The sequence below is a fragment of the Streptomyces sp. NPDC058864 genome (assembly GCF_042742985.1).
Classification (GTDB): Bacteria; Actinomycetota; Actinomycetes; order Streptomycetales; family Streptomycetaceae; genus Actinacidiphila.
In genome coordinates, this window is the sequence record NZ_JBHYMQ010000033.1 from 33456 (window position 1) to 58249 (window position 24794).

A 24794-nucleotide genomic window follows, 5' to 3' on the forward strand; every position below is an offset into this window, starting at 1 on the left:
CTACCGCCCCGCACACAGGAGGCTGAAGGGCAGCGTGACGGCGAGTCCGCTCTCGCCGGCCTCGTCCCCGTACGCGTCAAGGACGTCGGCGACCTCGGGCAGTTGCGGACGCAGCGCGGCCACCAGGTCGCCGATACCCACGGTGACCCCGTTGAGCCGGAAGTTCGTCAGGAGCATCGCCGCTCGCCGGCCCCGCTTGTCGAACCAGTAGCGGCCGTCCCAGGAGACGTACGGGACGGCGCCGGTGGTGGACTGCACGCTCCAGTGGTCGCGCTGGTAGTAGCGGCACACGGGAAGGGCGAGCGCGAAGCGGGCGGGTTCGGCGAGCAGGAAGCGGACGGCGCCGCCGTTGTCGAGGGTGATGTCGCGCTTGGAGTACTCCACGCACACCGGGTCGGACAGCCAGAGCCACGGGTCGGGGGTCTCGCCCTCCCCGTACGTGTGCCAGTCGCAGGCGGCGGCGAACGGCGGCTCGGTGTACGGGTCGGGAGCGTCGGCCGAGGCGGGGGCGGTGACCGTCACCGCGAACAGGGCGGCCGCGGCCAGGGTCAGCAGGCGTGAGGAACGGCGGAAGCGGGGCATGGGCAGACTCCGGCGGTCGTGGGGACGGGGCGTACGGGGCCTGGGCACCACGCAGGATGCCGCTGACGGGACATCAGGGCAAGAGGTTGAACACAGACTCATTGAATGATTGGCTCATCCACTGCCTGAGTGTGTTGACGCGCCGCCCCGTTGCCGGGTGGGCTTGGGTCGGACCGCTTCGAGAGGACGACCACGGTGGAGCCACTGCCCCGCGAGACCATCGTCGACGTACTGGAACGCCGCCTGCAGGAGGACATCCTGGGCGGCACCCACCCCGCCGGCAGCCTGCTGCCGCCCGAACAGCGGCTGGCCGAGGGCTACGGCGTCACCCGCACCACGGTGAAGCACGCCTTCGGCCGGCTCACCCAGGCCGGACTCCTGGAGACCCGTCACGGCGTCGGCACCCGCGTCCGCGACTACCTGCGTGTCGGCGGCGCCGACCTGCTGCCCATGCTCGTACGGCACAACTCCGGATGGCTGGCCGACATCTTCGAAGTCCGCGCCGGCGTGGGCGCGTTGATCGCCGAACGGGCGGCCGCCAAGGCCACTCCCCCACAGCGGACCGGACTGCGCACCCTCCTGGCGGCCGTCGCTGCGGCCGCCGATCCCGACGCCGCCCAACTGGCCGACGCCGAGGTCCACCGCGCCCTCGCCCAGGCCACCGGCAACCGCGTCTACGTGCTCCTCACGAACACCCTCTTCGCCGCCTACCTGCCCCTGCGCACCCGCCTCGTCGCCCCCTTCCGCGACCCCGCCGAGGCCGCGGCCCGCCTGGAACCCCTCGTCACGGCGGTCGCCGACGGCGACCCGGCCGCGGCCCGCACGGCGGCCCAGGCGTACCTCGCCGAGACGCAGCGCATCATGCTGGAGGCCCTGGGACCGGCCTGAGGCACGACGGGCCCGGCGAGGGGGTCCGGCGAGGAAGCGGCCGCCCCCGGTCCGCGCCGGGCGGCGCGGGCCGGGGGCGGGCCCGAGTGTGGGGTCAGCGGGCCTGGTCGGTGGGGCGGATCAGGATCTCGTTGACCGCGACGTGATCGGGCTGGGTGACCGCGTACAGGACGGCGGCGGCGATGTCCTCGGGCTGGAGGGTCCGCATGGACTCGGCCATGCTCTTCGCCATGGCCTGGATGGCCGGGTTGGTGATGTGGCTGGTCAACTCGGTGGACACAAAGCCGGGTTCGACGACGATAACCCGGACCCCCTGCTCGGTGACCTCCTGCCGGAGCGACTCCGCGAAGGCGGTGACGCCGAACTTGGTGGCCGAGTACGCGCCGCTCGCGGCCGTCGCCGTACGCCCCGAGGTCGAGGAGACCTGCACCACGGCCCCCTTGCGCTCGAGCAGATGGGGCAGGGCGGCGTGGACCGCGTACATGGAGCCGAGCAGGTTGGTCTCGACCATGCGCGTCCACTCCGCGGTGTCCGCACCGAGAATCGGGCCGCTGAGCATGACGCCCGCGTTGTTGACCAGGATGTCGAGGCCGCCGAAGCGCTCGACGGTCGCCACCACCGCGTCCCGCACCGACTGGTGGTCGGTGACATCCAGATCGAGGGCGAGCATCTCGCCGGGGGCGTCCTGCACGAGGTCCTTCAGCCGATCGGCCCGCCGGGCCCCGGCCGCGACCCGGGCGCCGGCCTTCGACAGGGCGATGGCCGTGGCCCGGCCGATGCCCGAGGACGCGCCGGTGACGAGGACGACCTTGCCTTCCAGGGTGCCGCTCACGTTGTTCTCCCAGGAGTTCGTGTTCGTGGTTCATGACCCGGACGGAAGATGACCGCCGGGTCATGTTGACCCTAACAGCTAACCTGACCGCCTGGTCACATTGGTGATAGGCTCCACACCTGGGAGGAGGCAGGGATGAGCGGGACGACGGCCACTCCGGGCCAGCGGGCGGACATGGTGCGCAATCGACGCCTGCTGCTCGAGGCGGCGACGGCCGCGTTCGCAGAGCACGGCGTGGACGTGCCGATCGGTGAGATCGCCCAGCGGGCCGGCCTCGCCAAGGGCACGGTGTTCCGGCACTTCGCCTCGAAGGAGGACCTCCTCGCGGCGATCATGCTCCAGATGCTCGACCAGCTCATCGGCTTGGCCGACCGCCTCCTCGGGGCCGACGACTCGGCGGCGGCACTGCGGGAGTTCATGTCCGACGGCGTCGAGGTGCTCGCCGCCGACCGGGCGTTCTGCGAGGTGATCGGCCGCCCTTCGCTGCAGCACGCGGAGGTCCGGGACCGCATCGCACTGCTCTGCGACGCAGCCGAGGCACTGACCGCCCGGGCGCGCGAGCAAGGTGCCGTGCGCGACGACATCACGGGCACCGACGTCGTCCTCCTGCTCGGCGGCATCCATCAGACGGCTGCACCCCTTCTGCCCTCGCACCCGCAGGCGTGGCGCCGCTACCTCGCGCTGGCCCTCGACGGGCTGGTCGCCACCGGCGCCGGACCACTGCCGGAACCACCCCCCGCCCGCCTGGAGATCAGCGAGCCCACGACGCCGTCGTAGGGCGCACCCCCCGCCCGGCTGCAGCCCTCTCCCCGCCCCCCATCCCCACTCCGGGGAACGCCGGGGCAACCGACGCATGCCCTCGAACGGGTCTTGACCGCACCCATGCCAAAGAGAGAGCATTGCTCTCGTTGGTAAGCGATGCTCTCCATGGGGGGATGACGATGAAACTGTTCTATGCGGGCCCACCGCTGCGGGAACTGCACGAGGAGTACGCCAAGAAGGGCAGGCTCGACGAGCGGGCGCCGGTCAGGTCGACGAGCTCGGTCACCGTGGACGCACCGGTCGCCGCGGTGTGGAAGCTGATCAGCGACATGCGCGCCTGGGACACGTGGCGCTCCGACGCGCGCGTCGTCGAGCTCGGGTCGCTGGAGCCGGACGCACGCTTCCGCTGGAAGCTGAGGGGGACGCGGATCGCGTCCACCTTCGCCGTGGTGGCGCCCGAGCGGGAGCTGTCGTGGACCGGGGTGGCGATGGGCTGGATGAGGGCGATCGACCGGATGCGGATGACGCCCGCCGACAACGGCCGGACGGTGGTCACGATCGAGGAGTCGCTCTCCGGGCCGCTGCTCACGCTCTTCTACGACAGCACGCGGCTCCGCCGGGGCCACGAGGAGATACTCCGCATGCTGAAGGCCGCCGCCGAGCGGGGACGGGGCGTGGACCAGGCCGGGACCTAGGACAAAAGGACCACTGGCCCTGTCCGGGCCGGTTGCGGGATGCTCACCGCATGATCGAGCGCGAGGAGGCGGTCCGGAGGGTCCAGGAGTACCTGGACCTGCACTTCCCCGGACGCATGGCGGTGGTGGAGGCCGAGGAGCACGAGCTGGCCTGGGTCGTCCTGTACCAGTCGGCGGAGTACGCCCGGACCGGCGACTCGCGGTACCTCCTGGCCGGCAACGGGCCGTACCTCGTGGACCGCGCCGACGGACGCCTGCACACGATCGGTCCCGTGGACTACGTCATGGGCGGATGGGAGGACGAGTACCGGGCCCGTGTCCGGGGGCTGCCCGTGCGGAGCGCGGTGGACGAGCTGGACGACCGGCTGCGCGCGTCGGCGGCCGCCCGCGGCCGCGTGTTCGCCATGGTCGAGCTGCGGGAACGGATACCGGCTCTCACCTCCGGCGACGCCCTGGCCTACGTGACGGCCCTTCAGGCCGGAGCCGAAACTCCGCCGCGTCCGCTCGCCGTCGTCACCGAGGCGCTCGTGCCGTACCGGGAGCCCGTGCTCAAAGCCGTCTCCGACTGAACGGGAAGACGCCGGCCAGGACGGGGGAAACCTGGCCGGCGCCGGTCGACGGTGCGGGGCCGCGGTGGCGGTCGCCCCCGGCAGGGGGCTCCGTGGGGCTTCAGCCGGACGATCGTCCCCACGGGCGAATCGATGAGGCCCGGGGTCACTGGCCCACTCACGGCACCCGCATCTGGTGGAACCGTGCCGCGGCCCGGATTGTTCCCGCGTCCCGGTGGTCCGGAGCCGTGCGAGGCATGCCGGTGGCCCGCTGCGGGGAAGCGCGTTGCATGACGAAGACCGGTCTCCCGGAGGGCATCCGGGCCTGCCTGTTCGATCTCGACGGAGTGCTGACCAAGACCGCGGTCGTGCACGCCGCCGCCTGGAAGGAGGTGTTCGACGACTTCCTGCGCCGCCGGGAGGGCGCGGACTTCCGCCCCTTCGACAAGGTGGCCGACTACGACGAGTACGTCGACGGCCGCCCACGCGCGGACGGCGTGCGGGCCTTCCTGGCCTCGCGCGGCATCGAGCTGCCCGAGGGTTCCGCGGACGACCCGCCCGAGCGCGACACGGTGCACGGGGTGGGCAACCGCAAGAACGAGATCCTGCTGGCGAAGATCCGTTCCGAGGGCGTCGAGGCCTATCCGGGCTCCGTGCGCTACGTGAAGGCCGTACGGGCCGCCGGCCTGCGGACGGCCGTGGTGTCGTCGAGTGCCAACTGCCGCGACGTGCTGGTCTCGGTCGGCATCGAGGACCTCTTCGACGTGCGCATCGACGGCGTCGTCGCCGCCGAGCGCAAGCTCCCCGGCAAGCCGAATCCGGACACCTTCCTGGAGGCGGCGCGCGAATTCGGGCTGGAGGCGAAGGCCGCGGTGGTCTTCGAGGACGCGCTGGCCGGCATGGACGCCGGCCGCTCCGGCCACTTCGGCTACGTCGTGGGGGTGGACCGGGTGGGCCAGGCCGACGCGCTGCGCGCGCACGGCGCCGACATCGTCGTGCGCGACCTCGCCGAGCTGCTGGAGGCGGACGCATGATCAGCCACTCCTCCTACGTGGTCGAGCCGTGGTGCGTGCGGGAGACGGAGCTGGACCTCGAGGTGCTCGCCCAGAGCGAGTCGGTGTTCGCCCTGTCCAACGGCCACGTGGGCTGGCGCGGCAACCTCGACGAGGGCGAGCCGCACGGGCTGCCCGGCTCCTATCTGAACGGTGTCCACGAGCGGCACCCGCTGCCGTACGCGGAGGCGGGCTACGGCTACCCGGAGGCCGGCCAGACCGTCATCAACGTCACCAACGGCAAGATCATCCGGCTACTGGTCAACGACGAGCCCTTCGACGTGCGCTACGGACGGCTCGTCTCGCACGAGCGCGTCCTCGACCTGCGCGCCGGGCACCTGCGCCGCACCTGCGAATGGACCTCACCGGCCGGCTGCACCGTCCGGGTGACGTCGACCCGTCTGATCTCGCTCACCCAGCGGTCCATCGCCGCGGTCGTGTACGAGGTCGAGGCCGTGGACGACGTACGGCTGGTCGTCCAGTCCGAGCTGGTGGCCAACGAGCAGCTGCCGAGGACGTCGGGCGACCCCCGGGTCTCCGCCGTGCTGGACTCGCCTCTGCAGCCGGAGGAGAACCAGGCGCTGAACAACCGTCTGCGCCTGGTGCACTCGACCTCGGTCACCGGGCTGCGGGTCGCCGTGGCGGCCGACCACGCCGTGGAGGGGCCGCCGTCGACGCGGAGCTTCAGCGAGAGCGGGGACGACACCAGCCGGCTCACCGTCACCAGCTCCCTGGCGGCCGGGGAGAAGCTGCGCCTGGAGAAGATGGTCTCCTACGGCTGGTCCCAGGTCCGTTCGCTGCCCGCCGTGCGCGACCAGGTGGAGGCGGCGCTCGCGGGTGCCCGCAGCACCGGCTGGCAGGGGCTGTGCGACGAGCAGCGCGACTACCTCGACGCGTTCTGGGCGAGGGCGGACGTGGAGATCGACGGCGACGCCGAGATCCAGCAGGCGGTCCGCTTCGCCATGTTCCACGTCCTGCAGGCCGGCGCGCGCGCCGAGCAGCGCGCGATCCCGTCGAAGGGCCTGACGGGATCGGGCTACGACGGGCACTCCTTCTGGGACACGGAGACCTTCGTCCTGCCGCTGCTGACCCTGACCTCGCCGGAGTCCGTCGCGGAGGCCCTGCGCTGGCGCCAGACCACGCTGCCCGCCGCCCGGGAGCGAGCCCACCAGCTCGGCCTCGAGGGCGCCGCCTTCCCGTGGCGCACCATCGACGGCTCGGAGGGCTCCGGTTACTGGCCGGCGGGAACGGCCGCGTTCCACATCAACGCGGACATCGCCGACGCCGTCATCCGCTACGTCTCCCTCACGGGCGACGAGGAATTCGAGCGCGAGACGGGAGTGGAGATCCTGGTGGAGACCGCCCGCATGTGGCACTCCCTCGGTCACCACGACCCGCACGGGAACTTCCACATCGACGGGGTCACCGGGCCCGACGAGTACAGCGCCATCGCGGACGACAACGTCTACACCAACCTGATGGCCCAGGCGAACCTGCGCGCCGCCGCCGACATCGTCGAACGCCACACCAAGGAGGGCGCGGCCCTCGGCGTCGACGACGAGGAGACGGCGGCGTGGCGGGACGCGGCGGCGGCCATGACCGTGCCCTACGACAGCGCGATCGGCGTCCACGAGCAGTCCGCGGGCTTCACCCGGCACCAGGCGTGGGACTTCGCCACCACACAGCCCGACCAGTACCCGCTGATGCTGCACTTCCCCTACTTCGACCTGTACCGCAGGCAGGTCGTCAAGCAGGCGGACCTGGTGCTGGCGATGGTCAAGCAGCCGCAGGCCTTCGACGAGGAGCAGAAGGCCCGCAACTTCGCCTACTACGAGCCGCTGACGGTGCGGGACTCGTCCCTGTCGGCGTCGACGCAGGCGATCATGGCCGCCGAGGTCGGCCATCTGCGCCTCGCCTACGACTACCTTGGCGAGGCGGCGCTGATGGATCTGCACGATCTGGAGAACAACACCCGCGACGGCCTGCACATCGCCTCCCTGGCCGGTACGTGGGCCGCCCTGGTCGGCGGCTTCGGCGGCATGCGCTACCGGGACGGGTGCGCCGCCTTCGCACCCCGGCTGCCGGAGAAGCTGCGGCGGCTCGCCTTCACGGTGCAGGTGCGAGGACGGCGGCTGAGGGTGGAGATCACCGGCGCGGCCGCGACGTACACGCTGCTGGAAGGCGAGCCGCTGGAGCTGCGGCACTACGACGACCTGTTCACCGTCACCGTGGAACGCCCGCAGACGCGCAAGGTGCCGACCCTCCCCGGTCGTCCGGCGCCGGAGCAGCCGCCGGGCCGCAGCCCCCGGCATCGCTGACCTGGTGCCGCCCGTCCGCTGCGCCGGCGCCCCGGTCCCCCGGCCGGGGCCCGGCGCCGGCGGCCGAGCGGCCGGTTCAGCTGCCGGTTCGGCGGCCGGGGAAATGCGGCAGGACCTCTTCGGCGAGCTCGTGCAGCACCTCCGCGACCGGGCGGTCCCCCGGACGAAGGTTGAGGGGGACGTGGGCGACGCCCAGGTCCGCCATCGCCCCCAGGTGGTCCAGGAGGGCGGCGCGGCCGGTGCGCAGGCCGAGGCGGATCGGCTCGGGCGGGGCCGCGGGGTCCGCGAGCAGGTCGAGCAGCATGGGCGTGACGTAGGGCTTGTCCCGTCCGCCGGTGAGTTCCCGCCACCGGCAGACGGTGTCCCGCAGGGCGTCGAGCGGGCGCGGATAGTTCAGGCTCGCGTCCGCGTGCTCGGCGATCCACTCCGGGCTCTGACGGGCGCTGCCCGCCACCGCGACCGGGATGTCACCGCCCATGGGCTTCGGCAGGACGTCGATCCGGCGTTCGGCCCGGAGCCCGGTACCGGGCAGGGTCAGCCCCTGACCGGGAGCGGGGGTGGCCCAGGCGGCGCGCAGGGTGCGCACGCCGTCGCGGAACGCCTGCCCACGGCCGTCGAAGTCGGCGCCGAACAGCGGGTACTCCACGGGACGGTCCCCGCTGGCCAGGCCCAGGACGAGCCGTCCCCCGGAGAGCACGTCGACGGTGGCGGCGGCCTTGGCGACGTGCAGGGGGCTGCGCAGCGGCAGGACGACGGCGGAGGTGCCGAGCACGACGTGATCCGTGAGCGCGGCGAGGTGGCCGAGGTAGGCGAAGACGTCGAAGACCGATCCGGCGTCGCCGAAGCCCAGCGGGTCGTACAGCGGGACGTCGCGCAGCCACAGGGCGGTGAAGCCGAGGCGGTCGGCGAGCCGGGCGAGGTCGGCGTGACCGCTCAGGTCGGGCACCCCGAAGGGGCGGCCGGCCTGCTGGTCGGCGGCGAGGCGGCCGGCTCCCCAGTCGTTGTCCAGCGGCAGCTCGAGTCCGAGGGTGAGCCGCCGGTGCGGACCGGTGAGGCGGGTGAGGGCGGTGCTGGTCATGGTGCGGGCCTTCGTCGGATGCGGAGTCGGGGCGGGGCCGGGACCGTGGGTTCCTGCTGTCCCGGCCCCGGCCCCCGCGGTCAGTGCCGGGAGGTGAGGACGGGCTCCTCGGCGGGCGCGGCCCCGGCGGCGACGCGGCTGCGGCGGCCGCCGCGGCCCCTCTCCAGCGCCGCCGAGACGATCGCGAGAACGAGGGCGGAGGCGGTCAGGACCGCCCCGACGAGGTTCGGCGAGGTGTAGCCGAAGCCCGCGGCGATCACGACCCCGCCCAGCCAGGCGGACAGGGCGTTGCCGAGGTTGAAGGCGCCGATGTTGACGGCCGAGGCCAGGGTGGGGGCGCCGGACGCCTGGTCCAGGACCCGCTTCTGCAGCGGCGGCACGGTCGCGAAGCCCAGTGCGCCGATCAGGAAGATCGTCGCACCGGCGGTGAACTCGTTGTGCGCGGTGAGGGCGAACAGCGCCAGTACGGCGGCCAGGGAGCCCAGCGCCGTGTAGAGCATCGGCATCAGGGCGCGGTCGGCGTACTTGCCGCCGACCAGGTTGCCGACGACCATGCCGACGCCGAACAGCACCAGCAGCCAGGTGATGGACGCGTCGGCAAAGCCGGTGACCTCGGTCATCATCGGCGCGATGTACGTGATGGCCGCGAAGACGCCGCCGAAGCCGAGCACGGTCATCGCCATGGCCAGCAGGACCTGGACGTTGCGGAAGGCTCCCAGTTCGTGGCGCAGGCGCACGCCCTGCGGCTTCGGCATCTCGGGCACCAGCTTGAGGACGCCGGCCAGGCCGACGACGCCGAGGCCGGCGACGACGAAGAAGGTCACGCGCCAGCCTGCGTTCTGCCCGATGAAGGTGCCCAGCGGCACACCGATCACGTTGGCCACGGTGAGGCCGGCGAACATCATGGAGATCGCGCGTGCCTTCTTCTCGGGGGCCACCAGGTCGGCGGCGACGACCGAGCCGATGCCGAAGAAGGCGCCGTGGGTGAAGGACGCGAGGATGCGCCCGGTCATCATCACACCGAAGGACGGTGCCAGGGCGGAGACCAGGTTGCCGAGCACGAACACGCCCATGAGCAGCATGAGCATGTTCTTGCGGGACGCCTTGGTGCCGAGCAGCGTCATGATCGGCGCGCCGATCATGACGCCGAGTCCGTAACCGGTCACGAGAAGGCCGGCGGTGGGGACCGAGACCCCGAAGTCGGTGGCGACCTCGGGCAGCAGGCCCATGATCACGAATTCGGTGGTTCCGATCCCGAAAGCCCCGATGGCGAGGGCCAGGAGCGCGAGAGGCATGGCGGCGACCTTCCAGATGTTGCAGTGGCACCTAACGAGCGTCAACAATAATTGCAGACGCGCTATAACGTCAAGCGCTGGACATCTTCGGGCGGCGGCTTACCATGGCCAGTGCGGGCGAACAGCCTTCACCCGCACCCGCAGCCGCCGCATGAAGGGGACTTCGATGACCGCCACCGATCCGGCACTGACCGCCCTCGCCCAGGGGTGGCACGCCCTGTCACTGCTGCACGGACGGATCGAGGGACGGATCGAGAAGCAGCTGCAGACCCATCACGACCTGAGCGTGCGCGAGTACTCGCTGCTCGACGTCCTCAGCCGTCAGCACGACGGCGAAGGCGGCCACCTGCAGATGCGCCAGGTCGCCGACGCCGTCGTACTCAGCCAGTCGGCGACGACCCGTCTGGTCACCCGACTGGAGGACCGTGGCCTGCTGGCCCGCTACCTCTGCCCCACCGACCGGCGCGGCATCTACACGGACGTGACCGAGTCCGGCCTGAAGCTGCTGGAGGAGGCCCGCCCGACGAACAACGCGGCACTGCGCGCGGCGATGGACGAGGCGGCACTCGTCCCGGAGCTCGCCCCCCTGGTCAAGGCGGTGGAGGACCTGCAGGGCGCGAAGGTCCCGGCGTCCTGACCCCGCAAATCCGCGCACGAAATTATTCAGCGTTTGCAATTAACAGCGTGCGCAACTAATCTGGTCGTGGAGCACGGGAAGGGCGCGCCCCGCCCCCTCCCGGGACGTTCACCCGTCCGCACTCGCACCGGCGCCCGTCGCCGGCCGCGACGCGAAAGGATCAGCACCATGACCACCCCCACCCCGGACATCACCCTCAACAACGGCGTCACCATGCCGCAGCTCGGCTTCGGCGTCTTCCAGGTGCCCGACGCCGAGACCGCGGCCGCCGTCACGTCGGCCCTGGAGAGCGGCTACCGCAGCATCGACACCGCGTCGATCTACGGCAACGAGGCCGGTGTCGGGCAGGCTCTCGCCGCCTCCGGCGTCGCCCGCGACGAACTGTTCGTCACCACCAAGCTGTGGAACGCCGACCAGGGCTATGACAGCACCCTCGCCGCCTTCGACGCCTCCCTCGCCAAGCTCGGCCTCGACCACGTGGACCTCTACCTGATCCACTGGCCGGTCCCGGCCCGGGACGCGTACCTGGACACCTGGCGGGCCTTCGAGAAGATCCACGCCGAGGGCCGGGCCCGTGCCATCGGCGTCTCGAACTTCCAGCCCGAGCACCTGCAGCGGCTGATCGACAACAGCGACGTCGTCCCCGCCGTCAACCAGGTGGAGCTGCACCCCCAGCTCCAGCAGGCCGAACTGCGCGCCTTCCACGCCCGGCACGGCATCGCCACGGAGGCGTGGAGCCCGCTCGCCCAGGGCGCCGTCCTGAAGGACCCGGTCGTCACCGGCATCGCCGGGCGTCTGGGCAGGACCCCGGCCCAGGTGATCCTGCGCTGGCACCTGCAGATCGGCAACGTGGTCATCCCCAAGTCGGTGACCCCCGAGCGGATCCGCCAGAACATCGATGTCTTCGACTTCGCGCTCTCCGACGCCGACGTCGCGGCGATCACCGCCCTCGACAACGGCACCCGCATCGGCCCGGACCCCGACACCTTCAACTGACCGTCTCGGGGCCGGGGGCCGTCCCGTCCGCCGGACCGCGGCCGCACCCCGCGGCCCGGCGGTCGGTCCACCGGCACACATGGCGCACATGGCTCGCGGGGCTCAACGGGCTCAGGTAGCGGTGCGCTCCTCGATGCGTCGCAGCGCCTGCTTGAGGTACCCGGCGAAGCGCGGGTAGTTCTCGCTCATCGGGAAGTGCCCGATCTCCTTCATCTCGATGAACTCGGCCCCACGGATCTGCTCCGCGGTGCGGGCTCCGTCCTCGGGAGTGGTCAGGTAGTCGTACTCGCCGGTGAGCATGACGACCGGGCAGCGCTCCCCGTCGATCTCCCCCAGCCTGCCCCGCAGGTCGTGGTCGACGGAGTAGAAGTACAGGTCGCCCTTGAACGCCTCGGAGCCCTGGCTGTAGTAGAACCAGGTCGCCCAGCGGTCCGCGTCGGGCGACTGCGGGGCCATCAGGTCCCACACGCCGCTGGCGCAGACCTGTGCCGCGTTGGCGTGCGGATGCTGCCACCAGTCGAGGTAGAAGCCCGGGGAATAGTCGGCGCCCTCCACCGGGATCACCGCCTTGAAGCGGTCCGGGTGCCGCAGCGCCAACTGCAGGGCCACGTTCCCGCCGAAGGAGGAACCCATGAAGATCGGGTCCTCCAGGCCGAGCGCGTCGCAGAACGCGGTGATGAAGGCGACGTAGTGGTCGGCGGTGAGCTTGTACTCCTCCTTCCACCACTCCTTGTTCAGCGGCGGGTCCGACTTGCCGTGGCGCGCGAGGTCGTAGGCGATGACGCGGTGGTTCGCGGTGATCTCCTCGTCCTCCAGGAGGCCGCGCCACTGGTGGTTGTGGCAGCCCGCCGTGTGCTGGCACACCAGCGGCTGTCCCTGGCCGTTCTCCAGGTAGAAGACCTTGTACTGGACGTCCTCCACGTCGATCGTGACGTAGTGGCCGGTCACCGGGGAGATGCGGGAGGCGGTGCCCATGAAGGGGTCCTTTCGGCGGTGCGTGGCCGGAGCGGTGGTTCAGCCCAGCGGGCCGGTGAGGCGGAGCAGTTCCAGCTGACGGGTAAGGCAACGCAGGTTCTGCATGAGCACCAGCAGGTCTCCCTCGAGCCGCATGTCCCGCTGGAAGCTCGCCGCCCAGATGCCGTGGTACATCGGCTTCGGCACCGGCGTGCAGAACTCCCGCCAGGTCGCGGCGCCCGCCCTGATGGCGAAGTCGTAGGCCGTGAGCGGCTCGGGGTCGACGACGAGGTCCTCCACCCGGCCGCGGTGCATGCGCACCAGGAAGGCGTGCCGTTCCATGTCCAGCAGGTAGGTGCAGCTGAAGTACGCCCCGTGAGCGCGCAGCTCCGCGTCGCCGTCACTGAGCCGCCGGAACTCCTCCGCGGGCCCCTGCGCCGTTGCCGTCGTCATGTCCACTCCTCGCTGACGCCGATCTTCGCTCACAGCTAATACGCCGTCAGGTGCGCGCCGGGCGCGGGCACGCCGGTACGTCCCCCGCACGGCGCGCCCACCGGGTACCGCGGCGCCGCCCGGGAAGGCTGAGAGTCGGACGGTCGCGCCCCGGCAGCTCGCCGCGGCCCGCCTCACGCGCGTCCACCTGCCCCGGACGCTCCAACGGGACCGAGGCCGCGTCCAGTACGTCGCCGGCGACTCGGCGGTCGCGACGCGGGCCGAAATGATCCACTACGGCATGTCCAAGACCGCGCTGCTCGCCCTCGGCGCGGCTTCGCCGAGCGGGCAGCGGGCAGCGGGGTCACCGTCAACTCGGTGATCGCCAACATGGTGGTGTACCTGAGCTCGGACCTCGCCCCGGCCACCACCACTAGCGGCGCCCTGCGGGTCGACAGCGGCTACGTGGACGCCATCGTCCCCTGACGCCTTACGGGGTTCAGGAGACCGTCATCACGACCACCTGGCGGTCCTGGAGCAGCGGGACGATCCGCTCCAGCGCGAGGCTCCGGAAGTGGACGCTGCCGCGGTGCGCGTCCAGGGCCTCCCGGTCGGTGTAGCGCTCGACCACCACGATGTCGCCCCGGTCGGTGCCGTCGGGGTGGAAGGCCCGGTACCCCAGGCAGCCCGGCTCGGCCCGGGATGCGCCGACCAGCTCGGCGAAGGCGGCGAGGACCGCATCGTGGTTGCCGGGGGCGGGGGTCCAGCGGGCGATCACGACGACCTGGCCGGGTCGCGCGCCGTCCAGCGGCCAGTTGTTCGCGGAGATGTGACCCATGGCTTCGCTCACCTCACCGTCCGGGGCGCCCGCGGGCCGGCGGCTGGCCGTCCCGCTGCACGTCCGGGAGGACAGCGCCCTTTCTACCCCCATAGGGTAGAGATCATCGTTTAATGTCACATTTACCCCGAAGGTGATCAGTATGAGCGTCCAGGGTGTGAACGAACCGGTGGCACCCGGCGACGGCCGGCCAGAGGTGCCGCCGACCGGCGGCGAGGGGCCGGCCGACGACAAGCGGCCGTCCCAGCACGGCTACCACCACCCGGCCGCCGGATGGGGCGCCGCCAAGAGCGTCACCCGGGTGCTGCTGCGGGAACACGCACTGGTCGACGGCCCCCGGGCGATCTTCAAGATGAACCACGAGAACGGCGGCTTCGACTGTCCCGGATGCGCGTGGCCCGACGACACCAAGGGGCTCAAGCTCGACATCTGCGAGAACGGCATCAAGCACGTGACCTGGGAGATGACACCCAAGCGCGTGACACGGGACTTCTTCGCCGCCCACACCGTCACCGAGCTGTCGACCTGGACCGACTTCGCCCTCGAGGACCAGGGCCGGCTCACCGAACCCATGGTGTACGACCCCGGCACGGACCACTACGTGCCCATCTCCTGGCAGGCCGCCTTCGATCTCGTCGGCCGTGAACTCCGCGCCCTGGACAGCCCCGACGAGGCCTCCTTCTACACCTCCGGCAGACTCGGCAACGAGGCCACCTTCCTCTACCAGTTGCTGGCCAGGGAGTTCGGCACGAACAACCTGCCGGACTGCTCCAACATGTGCCACGAGGCATCGGGCCGGGCGCTGCAGGCGTCCCTGGGCACCGGCAAGGGCACCGCCGACCTCAAGGACTGGGAGTCCGCCGAGGCCCTGTTCATCATGGGCGTCAACGCGGCCTCGAACGCGCCGCGGATGCTCACCGCCCTCGCCGACGCCTACCGGCGCGGCGCCCAGATCGTGCACGTCAACCCGCTGATCGAGGCGGCGGCCACCCGGACGATCGTGCCGCACGAGATCACGGACATGGCCCTGTTCAAGTCGACCCGGACCAGCACCCTCAACCTGCAGGTGCGCGCCGGCGGTGACATGGCGCTCATGCGGGGCATCGCCAAGGCCGTGCTGGAACAGTCGGCCGGCGACCCCAAGGCACTGGACCGGGAGTTCATCGAGCGGTACACCCACGGGTTCGAGGAGTACCGCGCCCTGTGCGAGGCCACGCCCTGGGAGGAACTGGAACTCCAGTCCGGGCTGACCCGCGCCGACATCCTCAAGGCCGCGGCCGTCTACTCACGCTCGGACCGCACCCTGATCAGCTGGTGCCTCGGGGTGAGCCAGCACGAGCACGGCGTGGACACCGTCCGCGAGATCGTCAACGTCCTGCTCCTCCGCGGCAACCTGGGACGCGAGGGCGCCGGACCCTCCCCCGTACGCGGCCACAGCAACGTCCAGGGCAACCGTACATGCGGCATCGACCACCGGCCGGCCGCGGCCTTCCTGGACCGGCTCGCCGCGGTCTGCGGCATCGACCCGCCCCGGGAGCACGGGCTGGACACGGTGGGCACCATCGCCGCCATGCACGAGGGCAAGGTCAAGGTGTTCGTCGGGATGGGCGGCAACTTCGCGCTCGCCGCGCCCGACACCCCGTACACCGCCCGGGGACTCGCCAAGTGCGCGCTGACCGTGCAGGTGAGCACCAAGCTCAACCGCAGCCACCTGGTCCACGGCGAGCGGGCCCTGATCCTGCCGTGCCTGGGCCGCACCGAGAAGGACGAGCAGCGGCGCGGGTTGCAGGCGACATCGGTCGAGGACTCCATGAGCATGGTGCACCTGTCCGTCGGCATGAAGCGGCCCGCGTCGTCCCACCTGCTGTCCGAGCCGGCCGTCATCGCCGGCATGGCCCGCGCCGCCCTCCCGGGCAGTTCCACGCCCTGGGAGCACTACGTCGAGGACTACGACCGCATCCGCGACACCATGGCCAAGGTCCTCGACGGGTTCGAGGACTTCAACCGCCGTGTCCGGCTGCCGCTGGGCTTCCGGATCCGCCAGCCCGCCCGTGAACTGGTCTTCTTCACCCCTTCCGGGCGCGCCGAGTTCTCCGCTGCGCCGCTGCCGGACGTGGTGCCCCGCGACGGGATGCTCGTCCTGCAGACGATGCGCTCCCACGACCAGTGGAACACCACGATCTACTCGGACGACGACCGGTACCGCGGCGTGCGGAACCTGCGCACCCTCGTCCTGATGAACCCGGCCGACATGCGCGCCCGGGACATCGAGCCCGGCGGTCTCGTGGACCTCACCGCGACGGCCAAGGACGGCAGCCGGCGGGCCCTCACCGGCTACCGCGCGCTGCCCTACGACATGCCCCGCGGCTGCGCGGCCGGCTACATGCCGGAGATGAACGTGCTCATCGCCGCCAACGACTACAGCAGCCAGAGCGACCAGCCGCTGATGAAGAACGTCAAGGTCACCATCGCCCCCACCCGCTGAGGCCGCTCCCGGCGCCACGACGCGCCGACGCTCCCCCGTCACCGGACACGACGGGGGAGCGTCCGCGCGGGTTCAGCCCGTGAGCGTGCCGTGGAGCGCTTCGAGGCCGTCGCGGTAGATGCCGGTGAACAGCTCGACCACCTCCGCCTCGTCGGCGCCGTCGGGGACGAACCGGCCGCTCCAGACGACCTCGGCGGCCTCCGGCTGCCCGGGCACGGCGTGGACCCGCAGGTCGGAGACGTATCCGGTCACGGGGAAGGGCGCTTCAACGATCGCGTACGCGTAGTGGCGCTCGGCTTCGCTGAAGGCCACCAAGCGCTCGACGATCACGTCGCCCTCGGGGGTGCGGAGCCTGCGCACCCGACCGCCCTCCAGCGGGGTGCTCTCGGGGATGAACGGGAGCCAGTCGGGCAGCGCGTCGAAGCCGCCGATCAGGTTCCAGACGCGTTCGGGCGATGCGGGTACCACTCGGCTGACCGACGTGGACGCCATGCTCTTGCTCCTTGACTTGCAGGTGGGCAGGGGCGGGGGTGGTCAGGCGCCGTTCGGGAGGGGCGCGGCGGGGCTGACGAGGCCGGAGGCACGGAGGTCGGCCCAGAACTCGGCCGGGACGTCCTCGTGGAGCGCGGCGATGTCCTCGGCGATGCGGCCCGGCTTGGTGGCGCCCGGGACGGCCGCGACGGCCACCGGGTGCGCGAGGGAGAACTGCAGGGCCGCCGCCTTGATGCTCACCCCGTGGCGGGCCGTGATCTCCTTGATGCGGCGGACGCGCTCGACGACCTCCGGGGGCGCGTCCTGGTACTCGAAGTGCGTGCCTCCGGCGAGCACCCCGGAGCTGTAGGGCCCGCCGACGACCATGCCGACGCCCTGCTCCTGCGCCTTCGGCAGCAGCCGCTGCAGCGGGCGCGCGTGGTCCAGCAGGGTGTAGCGGCCGGCGAGCAGGAAGCCGTCGGGCTGCGGCTCGTCCAGGTCGAGCGTCAGCTCGATGGGCTCGACCCGGTTCACACCGAGGCCCCAGGCCTTGATGACGCCCTCGTCACGGAGCCGGGACAGCACGCGGAAGGCGCCGGTGCGGGCCTCCTCGAACTTGCTCAGCCAGAGGTCGCCGTGGAAGTCCTGGGCGATGTCGTGCACCCAGACGATGTCCAGGCGGTCGACGCCCAGGCGCTTCAGGCTGCCCTCGATCGACCGCTCGGTGGCGTCGGCGGTCCACTCGTGGAGCATCGCGTTCGGGCGGCCGTGCTCGAACAGCCCGCCCTTCTCACCGAGGTCACGGGCACCCGGCTCGGGCTCGTCCAGGATGACGCGGCCGACCTTGCTCGCCAGCACGAACGCGTCGCGGGGCTTCTGCGAGAGCAGCTCGCCGAGCCGTAGCTCCGCGAGGCCCGCGCCGTAGAAGGGGGCCGTGTCGTAGAAGCGGATGCCCTGGTCCCAGGCGGCCTCCAGGGTCGCGCTCACCTCCTCCTCGGGGATGGCGCGGAACATGTTGCCGAGGGGGGCGGTACCGAAGCCGAGACGGCCGGGGATGAGTTCCTTGAGCGACATGATGATGCCTTTCGAGGGCCGTGTGCGGGGTGCGTGGTGCTCCACCGCGGGGGCCGGGTTGTGAGGGGTCGCCTCCGGGGTGCCGGGGGCCCGGCGTCCGCCGGAGTCGCGCTGGACGGCCCAGCGCCTTACGGAAACCGAAGATACTTGCAGGCGCGGACTAATGCAAGCGCCTCATATCCGCGTTGTCCAATTGTCGCGGGCCGGCCGCCGTGCGGGAATTAATCCGCGCGTGCAATTATTGATTGAGCCTGTAGGGCGCAGGCGCATGAACGCTGTACCGACTCGTCGCCGCGCGGCCCGGCCCCGACCGCCCCCAGAGGAGACTGCTTCGTGACCACCACCCTGTTCGAGCCCCTCACCCTCCGGTCGCTGACCGTCCCGAACCGGATCTGGATGGCCTCCATGTGCCAGTACAGCGCGGCACCGGACGGCGAGCAGGCGGGCGTGCCGAACGACTGGCACTTCACGCACCTCGCGGCGCGGGCCGCCGGCGGTACCGGACTGATCATCACCGAGGCCACCGCGGTCAGCCCCGAGGGCCGCATCAGCCCGTACGACCTCGGCATCTGGAACGACACCCAGGTAGAGGCCTTCCGGCGGATCACCGCGTTCCTGAAGTCCCAGGGCACCGTGCCCGGCATCCAGCTCGCCCACGCCGGGCGCAAGGCCTCCACCGAGCGGACCTGGGTCGACCGCGGCGCTCCCATTCCTCCGGGCGAGCAGCACGGCTGGACACCGGCCGGCCCCAGCGCCGTCCCGTTCGACACCGGCTCCACCATGCCGGAGGAGCTCAGCACCGAGCAGATCGGCCGGATCGTGGCGGACTTCGCCGACGCCGCCCGGCGTGCCCTCGACGCCGGGTTCCAGGTCGCCGAGATCCACGGGGCCCACGGATACCTCATCAATCAGTTCCTTTCCCCGCACAGCAACCGCCGCACCGACGGCTACGGCGGCGACTTCGCGGGACGCACCCGCTTCGCGCTGGAGGTCGTCGACGCCGTCCGCGCCGTGTGGCCGCAGGACCTGCCGGTCTTCTTCCGCATCTCGGCGACCGACTGGCTCAGCGAGAACGCCGACGACGACCGCGAGGGCTGGACCGGTGACGACACCGTCCGTCTCGCCAAGGAGCTGCAGGCCCGGGGCGTGGACCTGATGGACGTCTCCACGGGCGGCAACGCCCCGAACGCCAAGATCGTCGCGGCTCCCGACTACCAGGTGCCGTTCGCCGAGCGCGTCCGCGAAGAGACCGGTATGCCCGTCGCCGCCGTCGGTCTCATCACCGAGCCCGACCAGGCGCAGGCCATCGTCGGCTCCGGCAAGGCCGACGCCGTCCTCCTCGGCCGCGAGCTGCTGCGCGACCCGTACTGGGCGCGCCACGCGGCCTCGGCGCTGGGCGGGAAGGTCAACACCCCGGTTCAGTACCACCGCGCCTGACCGAAGTGACACGCCCCGTCCCCGCCGCACGAGGTGCGGCGGGGACGGGGCGCCGGGCGGCGAAATCACCTTGCGCCGTGCCGTCCGGCGCGGGGAGCATCACGTCCGTCATCCACCGACGGCACACGGGGTTTTCCGCGACATGACCTACACGCTGCGTGAGTACGCACCGGCGGACGAGGCCTCCTGGCTCCGCTGCAGGGTGCTCTCCTTCCTGGGCACCGCCTACTACGACGACGTCGACCGCGCCAAACCGCCGATCCCGGCCCCCGGCCTGGAACTCGTCGCCGTCGACGGGTCGGGCACGGTCGTCGCCATCATGGACACCGCCGTCGGCACCACCGACACCACGCTGGCGACGATCGACACTGTCGCCGTCCACCCCGACCACCAGCACCGCGGCCTCGGCCGCGCCCTGCTGCACCGCACCCGCGCCGAGGTCCGCGAGCGGGGCGCGACGACCCTCGACGCCTGGACCCGCGACGACCCGGGCACCCTCGCCTGGTACCGCGCCATGGGGTTCGCGGAGAGCGACCACTACCTGCACGTGTACGCCCATCAGTACACCGCCCCCGGCGAACCGGGCCGCGCGATCCTCACCCCCCGCCCCGGCCTGCGGCTCATGGGCGCCTTCCTGCACGCCGGGCTGGAGGACGAGGCCCGCATGCGCGCGGAGTTCAGCCGGGTGCACGTGTGCCGGCGCTTCTCGATGACGGCGTGACGCCCCGGCGGACGGCGACGGCGGTCAGCCCGGCTCGAAGCCCGGCGGGACCGGGCCGATCTCCCCGTCGGCGACGAGCTCGGCCGGATCCTCCGGCTCCAGGAACTCCAGGTCCTCCGGGTCGAGTCCGTGGAAGCGGTCCAGGGAGGCCAGACGCTCCACGAACGCGAGCACGAAGGCCGATAAGGAGCCGTCGAAGGTCTCGCACCCCACCTCGTGGACCATGGTGACGACCTTCCAGCGGTCGGGATCGGCGTCACAGGGCAGGAAGAAGTGCTCGTCGCCGCTGTAGTCGTAGCCCCAGGAGATCAGTCCGCCGGGTGCGGGGTGGAAGGCATACGGGTAGCGCTCCGGATCGCCCGACTCCGCCGCCGTGTCGCGGCGTTGTGCGAACCGCTGATGCGTCCTGGCCATGCGGTCCGGCAACGGTGTCGCCCCTCTCGGGTGGAAGACGACGAGCTCGCCGGAAACCACCCTGGTGCCGTACGCGTCGAGGAACGCCTTGAAGTCGCCGGGCAGGGCCGATCCCACGTACCGCTCCACCTCCGCCCAGTCCTCGGCATCCGGTTGCCTGAGGGCGGGTTCGCCCAGCAGGGCCCGCAACTCGTCCAGCGAGGACATGCGCTGCTCCGCGACGATGGGTGGAAGGGTCGGCGCCACGCTATCCGGGCCGACCGGGGCCCAGGCCACCGGGGCGCGCACCGTACGAAATTGCCGCGCCGACCAGCGGGGGTTCCCGCACGATGGTGGCCCGTGAGTGACGTCCTGCCCGGCCTGGCCGGCAATCCCTCGCTGCCGCGCGAGTTGGTCGACCGGCTGATCGCGACCGCGGACGGCGAACTCGCCGAAGCCCTCGCCGAGCGGCCCGACCTCGCCCGTGCGCAGGTGGTCGCCCTGGCCGCCCGCGATGAAGGTGCGGCGCTGCAGCTGGCGTACGGAGGGCGTCTCACCGCGGCCGACGTCGATCCCGTCGCCCGGCCGTTCGTCGCCCTCGCCCTGCTCGAGGAAGGCGCGGGACCATCGGAGTGGACGCGTCTACTGGCCGGCACGGGCTCCCCCGAGCAGCGGGAGAGGCTGGCCGGCTGCCCCGGTCTCCCGGAGGACGTCGCGCGTGCCCTCGCGGCCGATCCGGAGATCGGGGTGGTCGCGGAACTCGCGCTCTGGACGACGTCCGGGCTCCTCGCCCGCCTCGCGGAGCATCCGCATGCCGAGGTGCGTCGCGCGGTCGCGGCGCCGCTGCCGTGCTTGTTCCCGTGGGCCACACGGGGCTAGCGTCGACGTCCATGATCGTATGGCTCAACGGCACCCACGGCGCGGGCAAGACGACGACCAGTGCGCTGGTGCAGCAACTGCTCCCGGATTCGCGGGTGTTCGACGCCGAGAAGGTCGGCGAGACGCTCATGGACATCACACCGGGGCTGCCCGAGAAGGGCAACTTCCAGCACTGGCCTCCGTGGCGGCCGCTCGTGGTCGAGACCGCCCGCCGGGTGCTCGACTACACCGGCGGCACCCTTGTGATGCCCATGACGGTCCTGGTCGAGGAGTACTGGCGCGAGATCAGCGCGGGTCTCGCCGATCACGCCATCCCGGTGCGGCACTTCGTCCTCCACGCCGACCAGGAGACCCTCCGGGGGCGCATCGAGGGGGACACGGTTCTCGGGCCCTCCACATTCCGCCTCGAGCACCTGGAGCCCTACGCCGAGGCGGCCCGTACCTGGCTGCACGACGAGGCCGAGGTCGTCGACACCACGCACCTCACGCCCGCCGAGGCGGCCCTGCGGATCGCGGAGGCGCTCAAGAACTGACACGGTGCACGCCTTGGACGTCGCCCTGTCCGCGCCGCGCACTTCGCGCACAGGAAGCGGACTTCAGTGCGGCATCAACTCAGCCGGCCCAAGTGTGGTCCGCACGCGTCGCCTACCGCACGGCGACGTAATCCCCGGTCGGCGACGCGACTTCGCCCGGGCGGTGGAGTTCCCGTAGTGCGTCCACCGCCACGCCCGGGCTGGTGGGGAGGCGCCCGCGGCCTTGAACCGGCTCAGAACTCGAACTCGACGTAGTCGATGTCGGTGAAGTCGACCTGCAGTCCCTGGGCGCGGCGGCCCCGGTCCTTGAAGTAGATCTCCTGGAGGCCCTCGGCCGCGATGGCGCGGAGTCGGTCCTCGCCGGCGCCCTCGGACTGGGCGGCGAAGAGGCGGGCGGCGTAGTCGGGAGGCAGGGCCTGGGTGACGAGGCGGACGCGGGCGTCGTCGGTGGAGCCCGGGGCGGCCGTGAAGCCGAAGCGGGCGCGGGTCTCGATGACGATGCCGCCGGTGGCGGCCGCGCGCTGCCGGGCGCGCTCGCGGACGCGGGGCTGCCATCTCCTGCGGACCTCGTCCTCGAGGCGGGTGGCGAGGTCCTTGCGGGGGCGTTTGATCTGGCCCGTCAGGTAGCGCTCGACGGTGCGCTGCGAGACGCCGAGCAGTGCGGCGACGGCCCTGGTGCCCTTCTCCTGCTTGACCAGGAACCGCATCTGGGCCTGCGCCGACTTGGGCACGGGGCGTGTGAGGGTCTTCGCCGTGGCCTTGTCCAGGCCGTCGCCGAGCATGCCCACCGGGCTCTCCTACTCTCCGTCGAGTGCGGCGTCGCCGCCCTTGATGTGGCGGGCGGGGTTGTGGCCGTCCTCCAGCAGTTCCACGGCCCACATGAGGGACTGCGTGCCCTCGTGCTTGACCATCCCGGGCGAGACGCCGAGCCGGAAACCGCCGGGCAGCGGCTTGCCCTCCGGTGTGCGCGGCAGGAAGTCCAGCGGGCCCGGGCCGTCGGACAGATACACGGCGCAGTCGGACAGCACGGCCACCGGGAAGAGGCCCGCGGCGGCGAACCTGACCATCTTGCGGTGCATGTTGACGCGCGCGGTGGCGATGACGGCGGCGCGGATGTCGGGGCGCCACGTGGGGCGTTCGAGTGCCGGCCAGCGCTCCCCCGGTCGGTAGCCGGCGCCCTGGGGGCGCTCGCGGAGCTTGCCGATGCCGCCCTTGACGGTGGCCTTGACGGCCGACAGGAGGGCCGCGCGGACCGGGTCGGCGTCCTTGTGGTGTTCCATCGCGTCGAGGAACTCGGCCTCCGGCATGCCGGGGACGACGCCGAGTTCGGCCATGGTGGCCATGTAGGCGTCGCGCAGCCGGCCGTACCAGGCGTCTAGGTACGCGCCGTGCTCGGGGCGGACGTACGCCTCGGCCGGGCGCACCTCGTGGCCGAGTTCGACGGCGTAGGCGACGGTCGGGGTGGCGTACCAGGCGGGGCCCCCGGGGCGGGTGCCGTCAGGGGTGAACGGGTTCGGCAGGCGCGGGTCGACGTCGACGTGCGAGAGGTCGACGAGCCAGGAGCCGGGCAGCGCCTTGTCGAACTCCGGGGCGCGGACGTGGACGGCGGCGCCGAGGCCGACGTTCAGCCGGTTCGCGGCGGCGGCGAACGCCATGTTGACGTCGATCCCGACCGCGAACCTCCGGGCGCACTCGTCGTCGGTGAGCAGTTGCGGGTCCCGGATCCACTCGAAGGCCTCCTCGTCGAGGACCTCCTCCGGGGTGCGGCGGTGTCCGCGCGGGAACCGCGAGGCCACGACGGGGTGTTCGTCGGGGGCCTCGGGGGGCGCCGGGTCCACGGGCTCCGTGAGGGCGCCGGGGTTCGGTCCGGAGACCCAGGCACCGGTCGCCTGGTCCCTGACGGCCCTGGTCGGCGGGCGCAGGGCCGTCATGAGCTCCAGGCCGCTGACCGCTGTGGAGCCGCGCGGGGTGAGGACGCGGTGCGCGTAGTCCGCGAGCAGCTGGGCGAGTTCCGGGGGCGGCAGCTGCTCCGCGTCGCCCCAGGAACGGGTGTCGAGCGCGCCCCAGGGCAGGACGGCGAGCTGCACGCAGTGACGCCTGCCGTCCTGCGCCGGGCGGTAGACCCGGGCCCAGGGGCCGAAGCCGCGGCGGGTGAGCTGCCACTTGGCACGAGCGATCTGCCGTACGACCTTGTGGTCCGCGGGCAGGCGCAGGGCCCGGCGGTCCTCCAGGGCGACGGGCAGGCCGAGGCGTTCGGCGGCCGGAGCGGTCAGGACGATCAGCGGGTCGGCGTCCTTGCCGTTGCGGTGCAGCCGCGGCGCGCCGAGCTTCGCCTCGGCGAGCGTCCAGGTGACGAGCGACGGCACGTCGGTCGCCGGGCACGGCAGCACGAGACCGCCGGCGCAGTAGGCGTTGCCGTCACCGTCCAGCACGGCGAGCGGACCGTGGGCGTAACGCGGATCCGCTTCGGCCGCCACGGGCGCCGCTTCCTTCCGCGCGGGGGCGGGCGCCGACCGCCCGGGAGCGGCGGACGGGTTGACGGGCGGGGGCGCCGGAGCGGTGGGGGGCGCCTGAGCAGGGGCCGGGACGGGAGTGGTCACGGCAGCGGGCGCGGGAGCACCTTCCGCGATGCCGAGTTGTGCGGCGATGCCGTCCAGCAGCTTGACGTACGCGGCACGGGTGGCGCCCTGCGGCTCGCTGCGGCCGGCCTCCCACCCGGCCACGGTCGTCCGGGTCACGTCGAGCGCCTCGGCGACCTCCGCCTGGGTCAGGCCGTACTCGGTGCGCAGCCGGGCGCGTTCGGCGGGCTCGGGCAGACGGGTCCGCCGCGGCCCCGACTTCAGGAGGGCGTCGACGGGATCGGACGTGCTGGCCATGCGGCGGTGGGCTCCTTC

25 protein-coding genes and 1 pseudogene are annotated in these 24794 nt (G+C 72.0%); 14 read left to right on the plus strand and 12 right to left on the minus strand.

From position 1 onward, the window contains the following. Nucleotides 1-582, minus strand: a complete 582-nt coding sequence (locus ACFW3D_RS23975; protein WP_500506860.1) for a hypothetical protein — start codon at nt 580-582, stop codon at nt 1-3. Between the two features lie 195 nt (nt 583-777). On the opposite strand from ACFW3D_RS23975, the gene ACFW3D_RS23980 reads away from it, so the two are divergent. After that, nucleotides 778-1470 carry a FadR/GntR family transcriptional regulator gene (locus ACFW3D_RS23980; protein ID WP_500506862.1) on the plus strand — a complete coding sequence of 231 codons (693 nt, stop codon included), beginning with the start codon at nt 778-780 and terminating at the stop codon, nt 1468-1470. 94 nt (nt 1471-1564) lie between these two features. Here the strand turns inward: ACFW3D_RS23980 and ACFW3D_RS23985 are convergent, their stop codons facing one another. Beyond that, nucleotides 1565-2302, minus strand: coding sequence for an SDR family NAD(P)-dependent oxidoreductase (locus ACFW3D_RS23985; protein WP_500506864.1), 738 nt, complete (start codon nt 2300-2302; stop codon nt 1565-1567). 135 nt (nt 2303-2437) lie between these two features. Here ACFW3D_RS23985 and ACFW3D_RS23990 point away from each other — a divergent pair, with 135 nt between their 5' ends. From ACFW3D_RS23990 to ACFW3D_RS24010, 5 genes are all read left to right on the plus strand, one after another. After that, nucleotides 2438-3079: a TetR/AcrR family transcriptional regulator gene (locus ACFW3D_RS23990; protein ID WP_500506866.1), complete on the plus strand. Its 642-nt coding sequence runs from the start codon at nt 2438-2440 to the stop codon at nt 3077-3079. A gap of 158 nt (nt 3080-3237) precedes the next feature. After that, the gene (locus ACFW3D_RS23995; protein WP_500506868.1) at nt 3238-3759 is read left to right on the plus strand and encodes an SRPBCC family protein; all 522 of its coding nucleotides are present in this window, start codon (nt 3238-3240) and stop codon (nt 3757-3759) included. Between the two features lie 50 nt (nt 3760-3809). Then, nucleotides 3810-4328: a YrhB domain-containing protein gene (locus ACFW3D_RS24000; protein WP_500506870.1), complete on the plus strand. Its 519-nt coding sequence runs from the start codon at nt 3810-3812 to the stop codon at nt 4326-4328. A gap of 269 nt (nt 4329-4597) precedes the next feature. Further along, entirely contained in the window at nt 4598-5341 is a 744-nt protein-coding gene (locus ACFW3D_RS24005) for an HAD family hydrolase (protein WP_500506872.1), read from the plus strand. After that, nucleotides 5338-7677, plus strand: coding sequence for a glycoside hydrolase family 65 protein (locus tag ACFW3D_RS24010; RefSeq protein WP_500506874.1), 2340 nt, complete (start codon nt 5338-5340; stop codon nt 7675-7677). The genes ACFW3D_RS24005 and ACFW3D_RS24010 overlap by 4 nt, the downstream gene beginning before the upstream one ends. Nucleotides 7678-7753: 76 nt before the next feature. On the opposite strand, the gene ACFW3D_RS24015 is transcribed toward ACFW3D_RS24010, so the two are convergent. Both ACFW3D_RS24015 and ACFW3D_RS24020 read right to left on the minus strand, forming a co-directional pair. Next, on the minus strand, nt 7754-8755 hold the full coding sequence (locus ACFW3D_RS24015) for an LLM class oxidoreductase (RefSeq protein ID WP_500506877.1): 1002 nt from the start codon (nt 8753-8755) through the stop codon (nt 7754-7756). Between the two features lie 80 nt (nt 8756-8835). Then, on the minus strand, nt 8836-10050 hold the full coding sequence (locus ACFW3D_RS24020) for an MFS transporter (protein WP_500506879.1): 1215 nt from the start codon (nt 10048-10050) through the stop codon (nt 8836-8838). A 166-nt stretch (nt 10051-10216) separates the two neighbouring features. On the opposite strand from ACFW3D_RS24020, the gene ACFW3D_RS24025 reads away from it, so the two are divergent. Both ACFW3D_RS24025 and ACFW3D_RS24030 read left to right on the plus strand, forming a co-directional pair. Then, entirely contained in the window at nt 10217-10687 is a 471-nt protein-coding gene (locus tag ACFW3D_RS24025; RefSeq protein WP_500506881.1) for a MarR family winged helix-turn-helix transcriptional regulator, read from the plus strand. Between the two features lie 168 nt (nt 10688-10855). Further along, a complete protein-coding gene (locus tag ACFW3D_RS24030; RefSeq protein ID WP_500506883.1) occupies nt 10856-11683 on the plus strand; it encodes an aldo/keto reductase in 828 nt (275 codons plus the stop codon). A gap of 111 nt (nt 11684-11794) precedes the next feature. On the opposite strand, the gene ACFW3D_RS24035 is transcribed toward ACFW3D_RS24030, so the two are convergent. Beyond that, nucleotides 11795-12658, minus strand: coding sequence for an alpha/beta fold hydrolase (locus ACFW3D_RS24035; protein ID WP_500506885.1), 864 nt, complete (start codon nt 12656-12658; stop codon nt 11795-11797). Nucleotides 12659-12697: 39 nt separating this feature from the next. Continuing rightward, on the minus strand, nt 12698-13090 hold the full coding sequence (locus tag ACFW3D_RS24040; RefSeq protein WP_500506887.1) for a hypothetical protein: 393 nt from the start codon (nt 13088-13090) through the stop codon (nt 12698-12700). 157 nt (nt 13091-13247) lie between these two features. Between ACFW3D_RS24040 and ACFW3D_RS24045 the strand changes: the two are divergent. Continuing rightward, nucleotides 13248-13555: pseudogene (locus tag ACFW3D_RS24045) on the plus strand (SDR family NAD(P)-dependent oxidoreductase); the annotation flags it as partial. 13 nt (nt 13556-13568) lie between these two features. Here ACFW3D_RS24045 and ACFW3D_RS24050 read toward each other — a convergent pair. Continuing rightward, nucleotides 13569-13907 carry a putative quinol monooxygenase gene (locus ACFW3D_RS24050; RefSeq protein ID WP_500506889.1) on the minus strand — a complete coding sequence of 113 codons (339 nt, stop codon included), beginning with the start codon at nt 13905-13907 and terminating at the stop codon, nt 13569-13571. 142 nt (nt 13908-14049) lie between these two features. Between ACFW3D_RS24050 and ACFW3D_RS24055 the strand changes: the two genes are divergently transcribed. Then, entirely contained in the window at nt 14050-16392 is a 2343-nt protein-coding gene (locus tag ACFW3D_RS24055; protein ID WP_500506892.1) for an FdhF/YdeP family oxidoreductase, read from the plus strand. A gap of 72 nt (nt 16393-16464) precedes the next feature. Here the strand turns inward: ACFW3D_RS24055 and ACFW3D_RS24060 are convergent, their stop codons facing one another. After that, a complete protein-coding gene (locus tag ACFW3D_RS24060; protein WP_500506894.1) occupies nt 16465-16884 on the minus strand; it encodes an SRPBCC family protein in 420 nt (139 codons plus the stop codon). A 42-nt stretch (nt 16885-16926) separates the two neighbouring features. Continuing rightward, complete coding sequence (locus tag ACFW3D_RS24065; RefSeq protein ID WP_500506896.1) at nt 16927-17937, minus strand: aldo/keto reductase; 1011 nt, start codon at nt 17935-17937, stop codon at nt 16927-16929. Nucleotides 17938-18270: 333 nt separating this feature from the next. On the opposite strand from ACFW3D_RS24065, the gene ACFW3D_RS24070 reads away from it, so the two are divergent. Together ACFW3D_RS24070 and ACFW3D_RS24075 are read left to right on the plus strand one after the other, a co-directional pair. Further along, a complete protein-coding gene (locus ACFW3D_RS24070) occupies nt 18271-19374 on the plus strand; it encodes an NADH:flavin oxidoreductase/NADH oxidase (RefSeq protein WP_500506897.1) in 1104 nt (367 codons plus the stop codon). Between the two features lie 142 nt (nt 19375-19516). After that, entirely contained in the window at nt 19517-20095 is a 579-nt protein-coding gene (locus ACFW3D_RS24075) for a GNAT family N-acetyltransferase (protein WP_500506899.1), read from the plus strand. Between the two features lie 24 nt (nt 20096-20119). Here the strand turns inward: ACFW3D_RS24075 and ACFW3D_RS24080 are convergent, their stop codons facing one another. After that, nucleotides 20120-20716 carry an SMI1/KNR4 family protein gene (locus ACFW3D_RS24080; protein WP_500506900.1) on the minus strand — a complete coding sequence of 199 codons (597 nt, stop codon included), beginning with the start codon at nt 20714-20716 and terminating at the stop codon, nt 20120-20122. 132 nt (nt 20717-20848) lie between these two features. On the opposite strand from ACFW3D_RS24080, the gene ACFW3D_RS24085 reads away from it, so the two are divergent. Together ACFW3D_RS24085 and ACFW3D_RS24090 are read left to right on the plus strand one after the other, a co-directional pair. Beyond that, nucleotides 20849-21367 (plus strand): hypothetical protein, encoded by a 519-nt coding sequence (locus ACFW3D_RS24085; protein WP_500506901.1) that lies wholly within the window; start codon nt 20849-20851, stop codon nt 21365-21367. 11 nt (nt 21368-21378) lie between these two features. Further along, a complete protein-coding gene (locus ACFW3D_RS24090; protein ID WP_500506902.1) occupies nt 21379-21900 on the plus strand; it encodes a P-loop nucleotide/nucleoside kinase family protein in 522 nt (173 codons plus the stop codon). A gap of 233 nt (nt 21901-22133) precedes the next feature. Here ACFW3D_RS24090 and tpg read toward each other — a convergent pair whose 3' ends face one another. Then, nucleotides 22134-22682 (minus strand): telomere-protecting terminal protein Tpg, encoded by a 549-nt coding sequence (gene tpg / locus ACFW3D_RS24095; protein WP_500506947.1) that lies wholly within the window; start codon nt 22680-22682, stop codon nt 22134-22136. 15 nt (nt 22683-22697) lie between these two features. Next, the gene (gene tap / locus ACFW3D_RS24100; protein ID WP_500506903.1) at nt 22698-24776 is read right to left on the minus strand and encodes a telomere-associated protein Tap; all 2079 of its coding nucleotides are present in this window, start codon (nt 24774-24776) and stop codon (nt 22698-22700) included. Nucleotides 24777-24794: the final 18 nt, after the last annotated feature.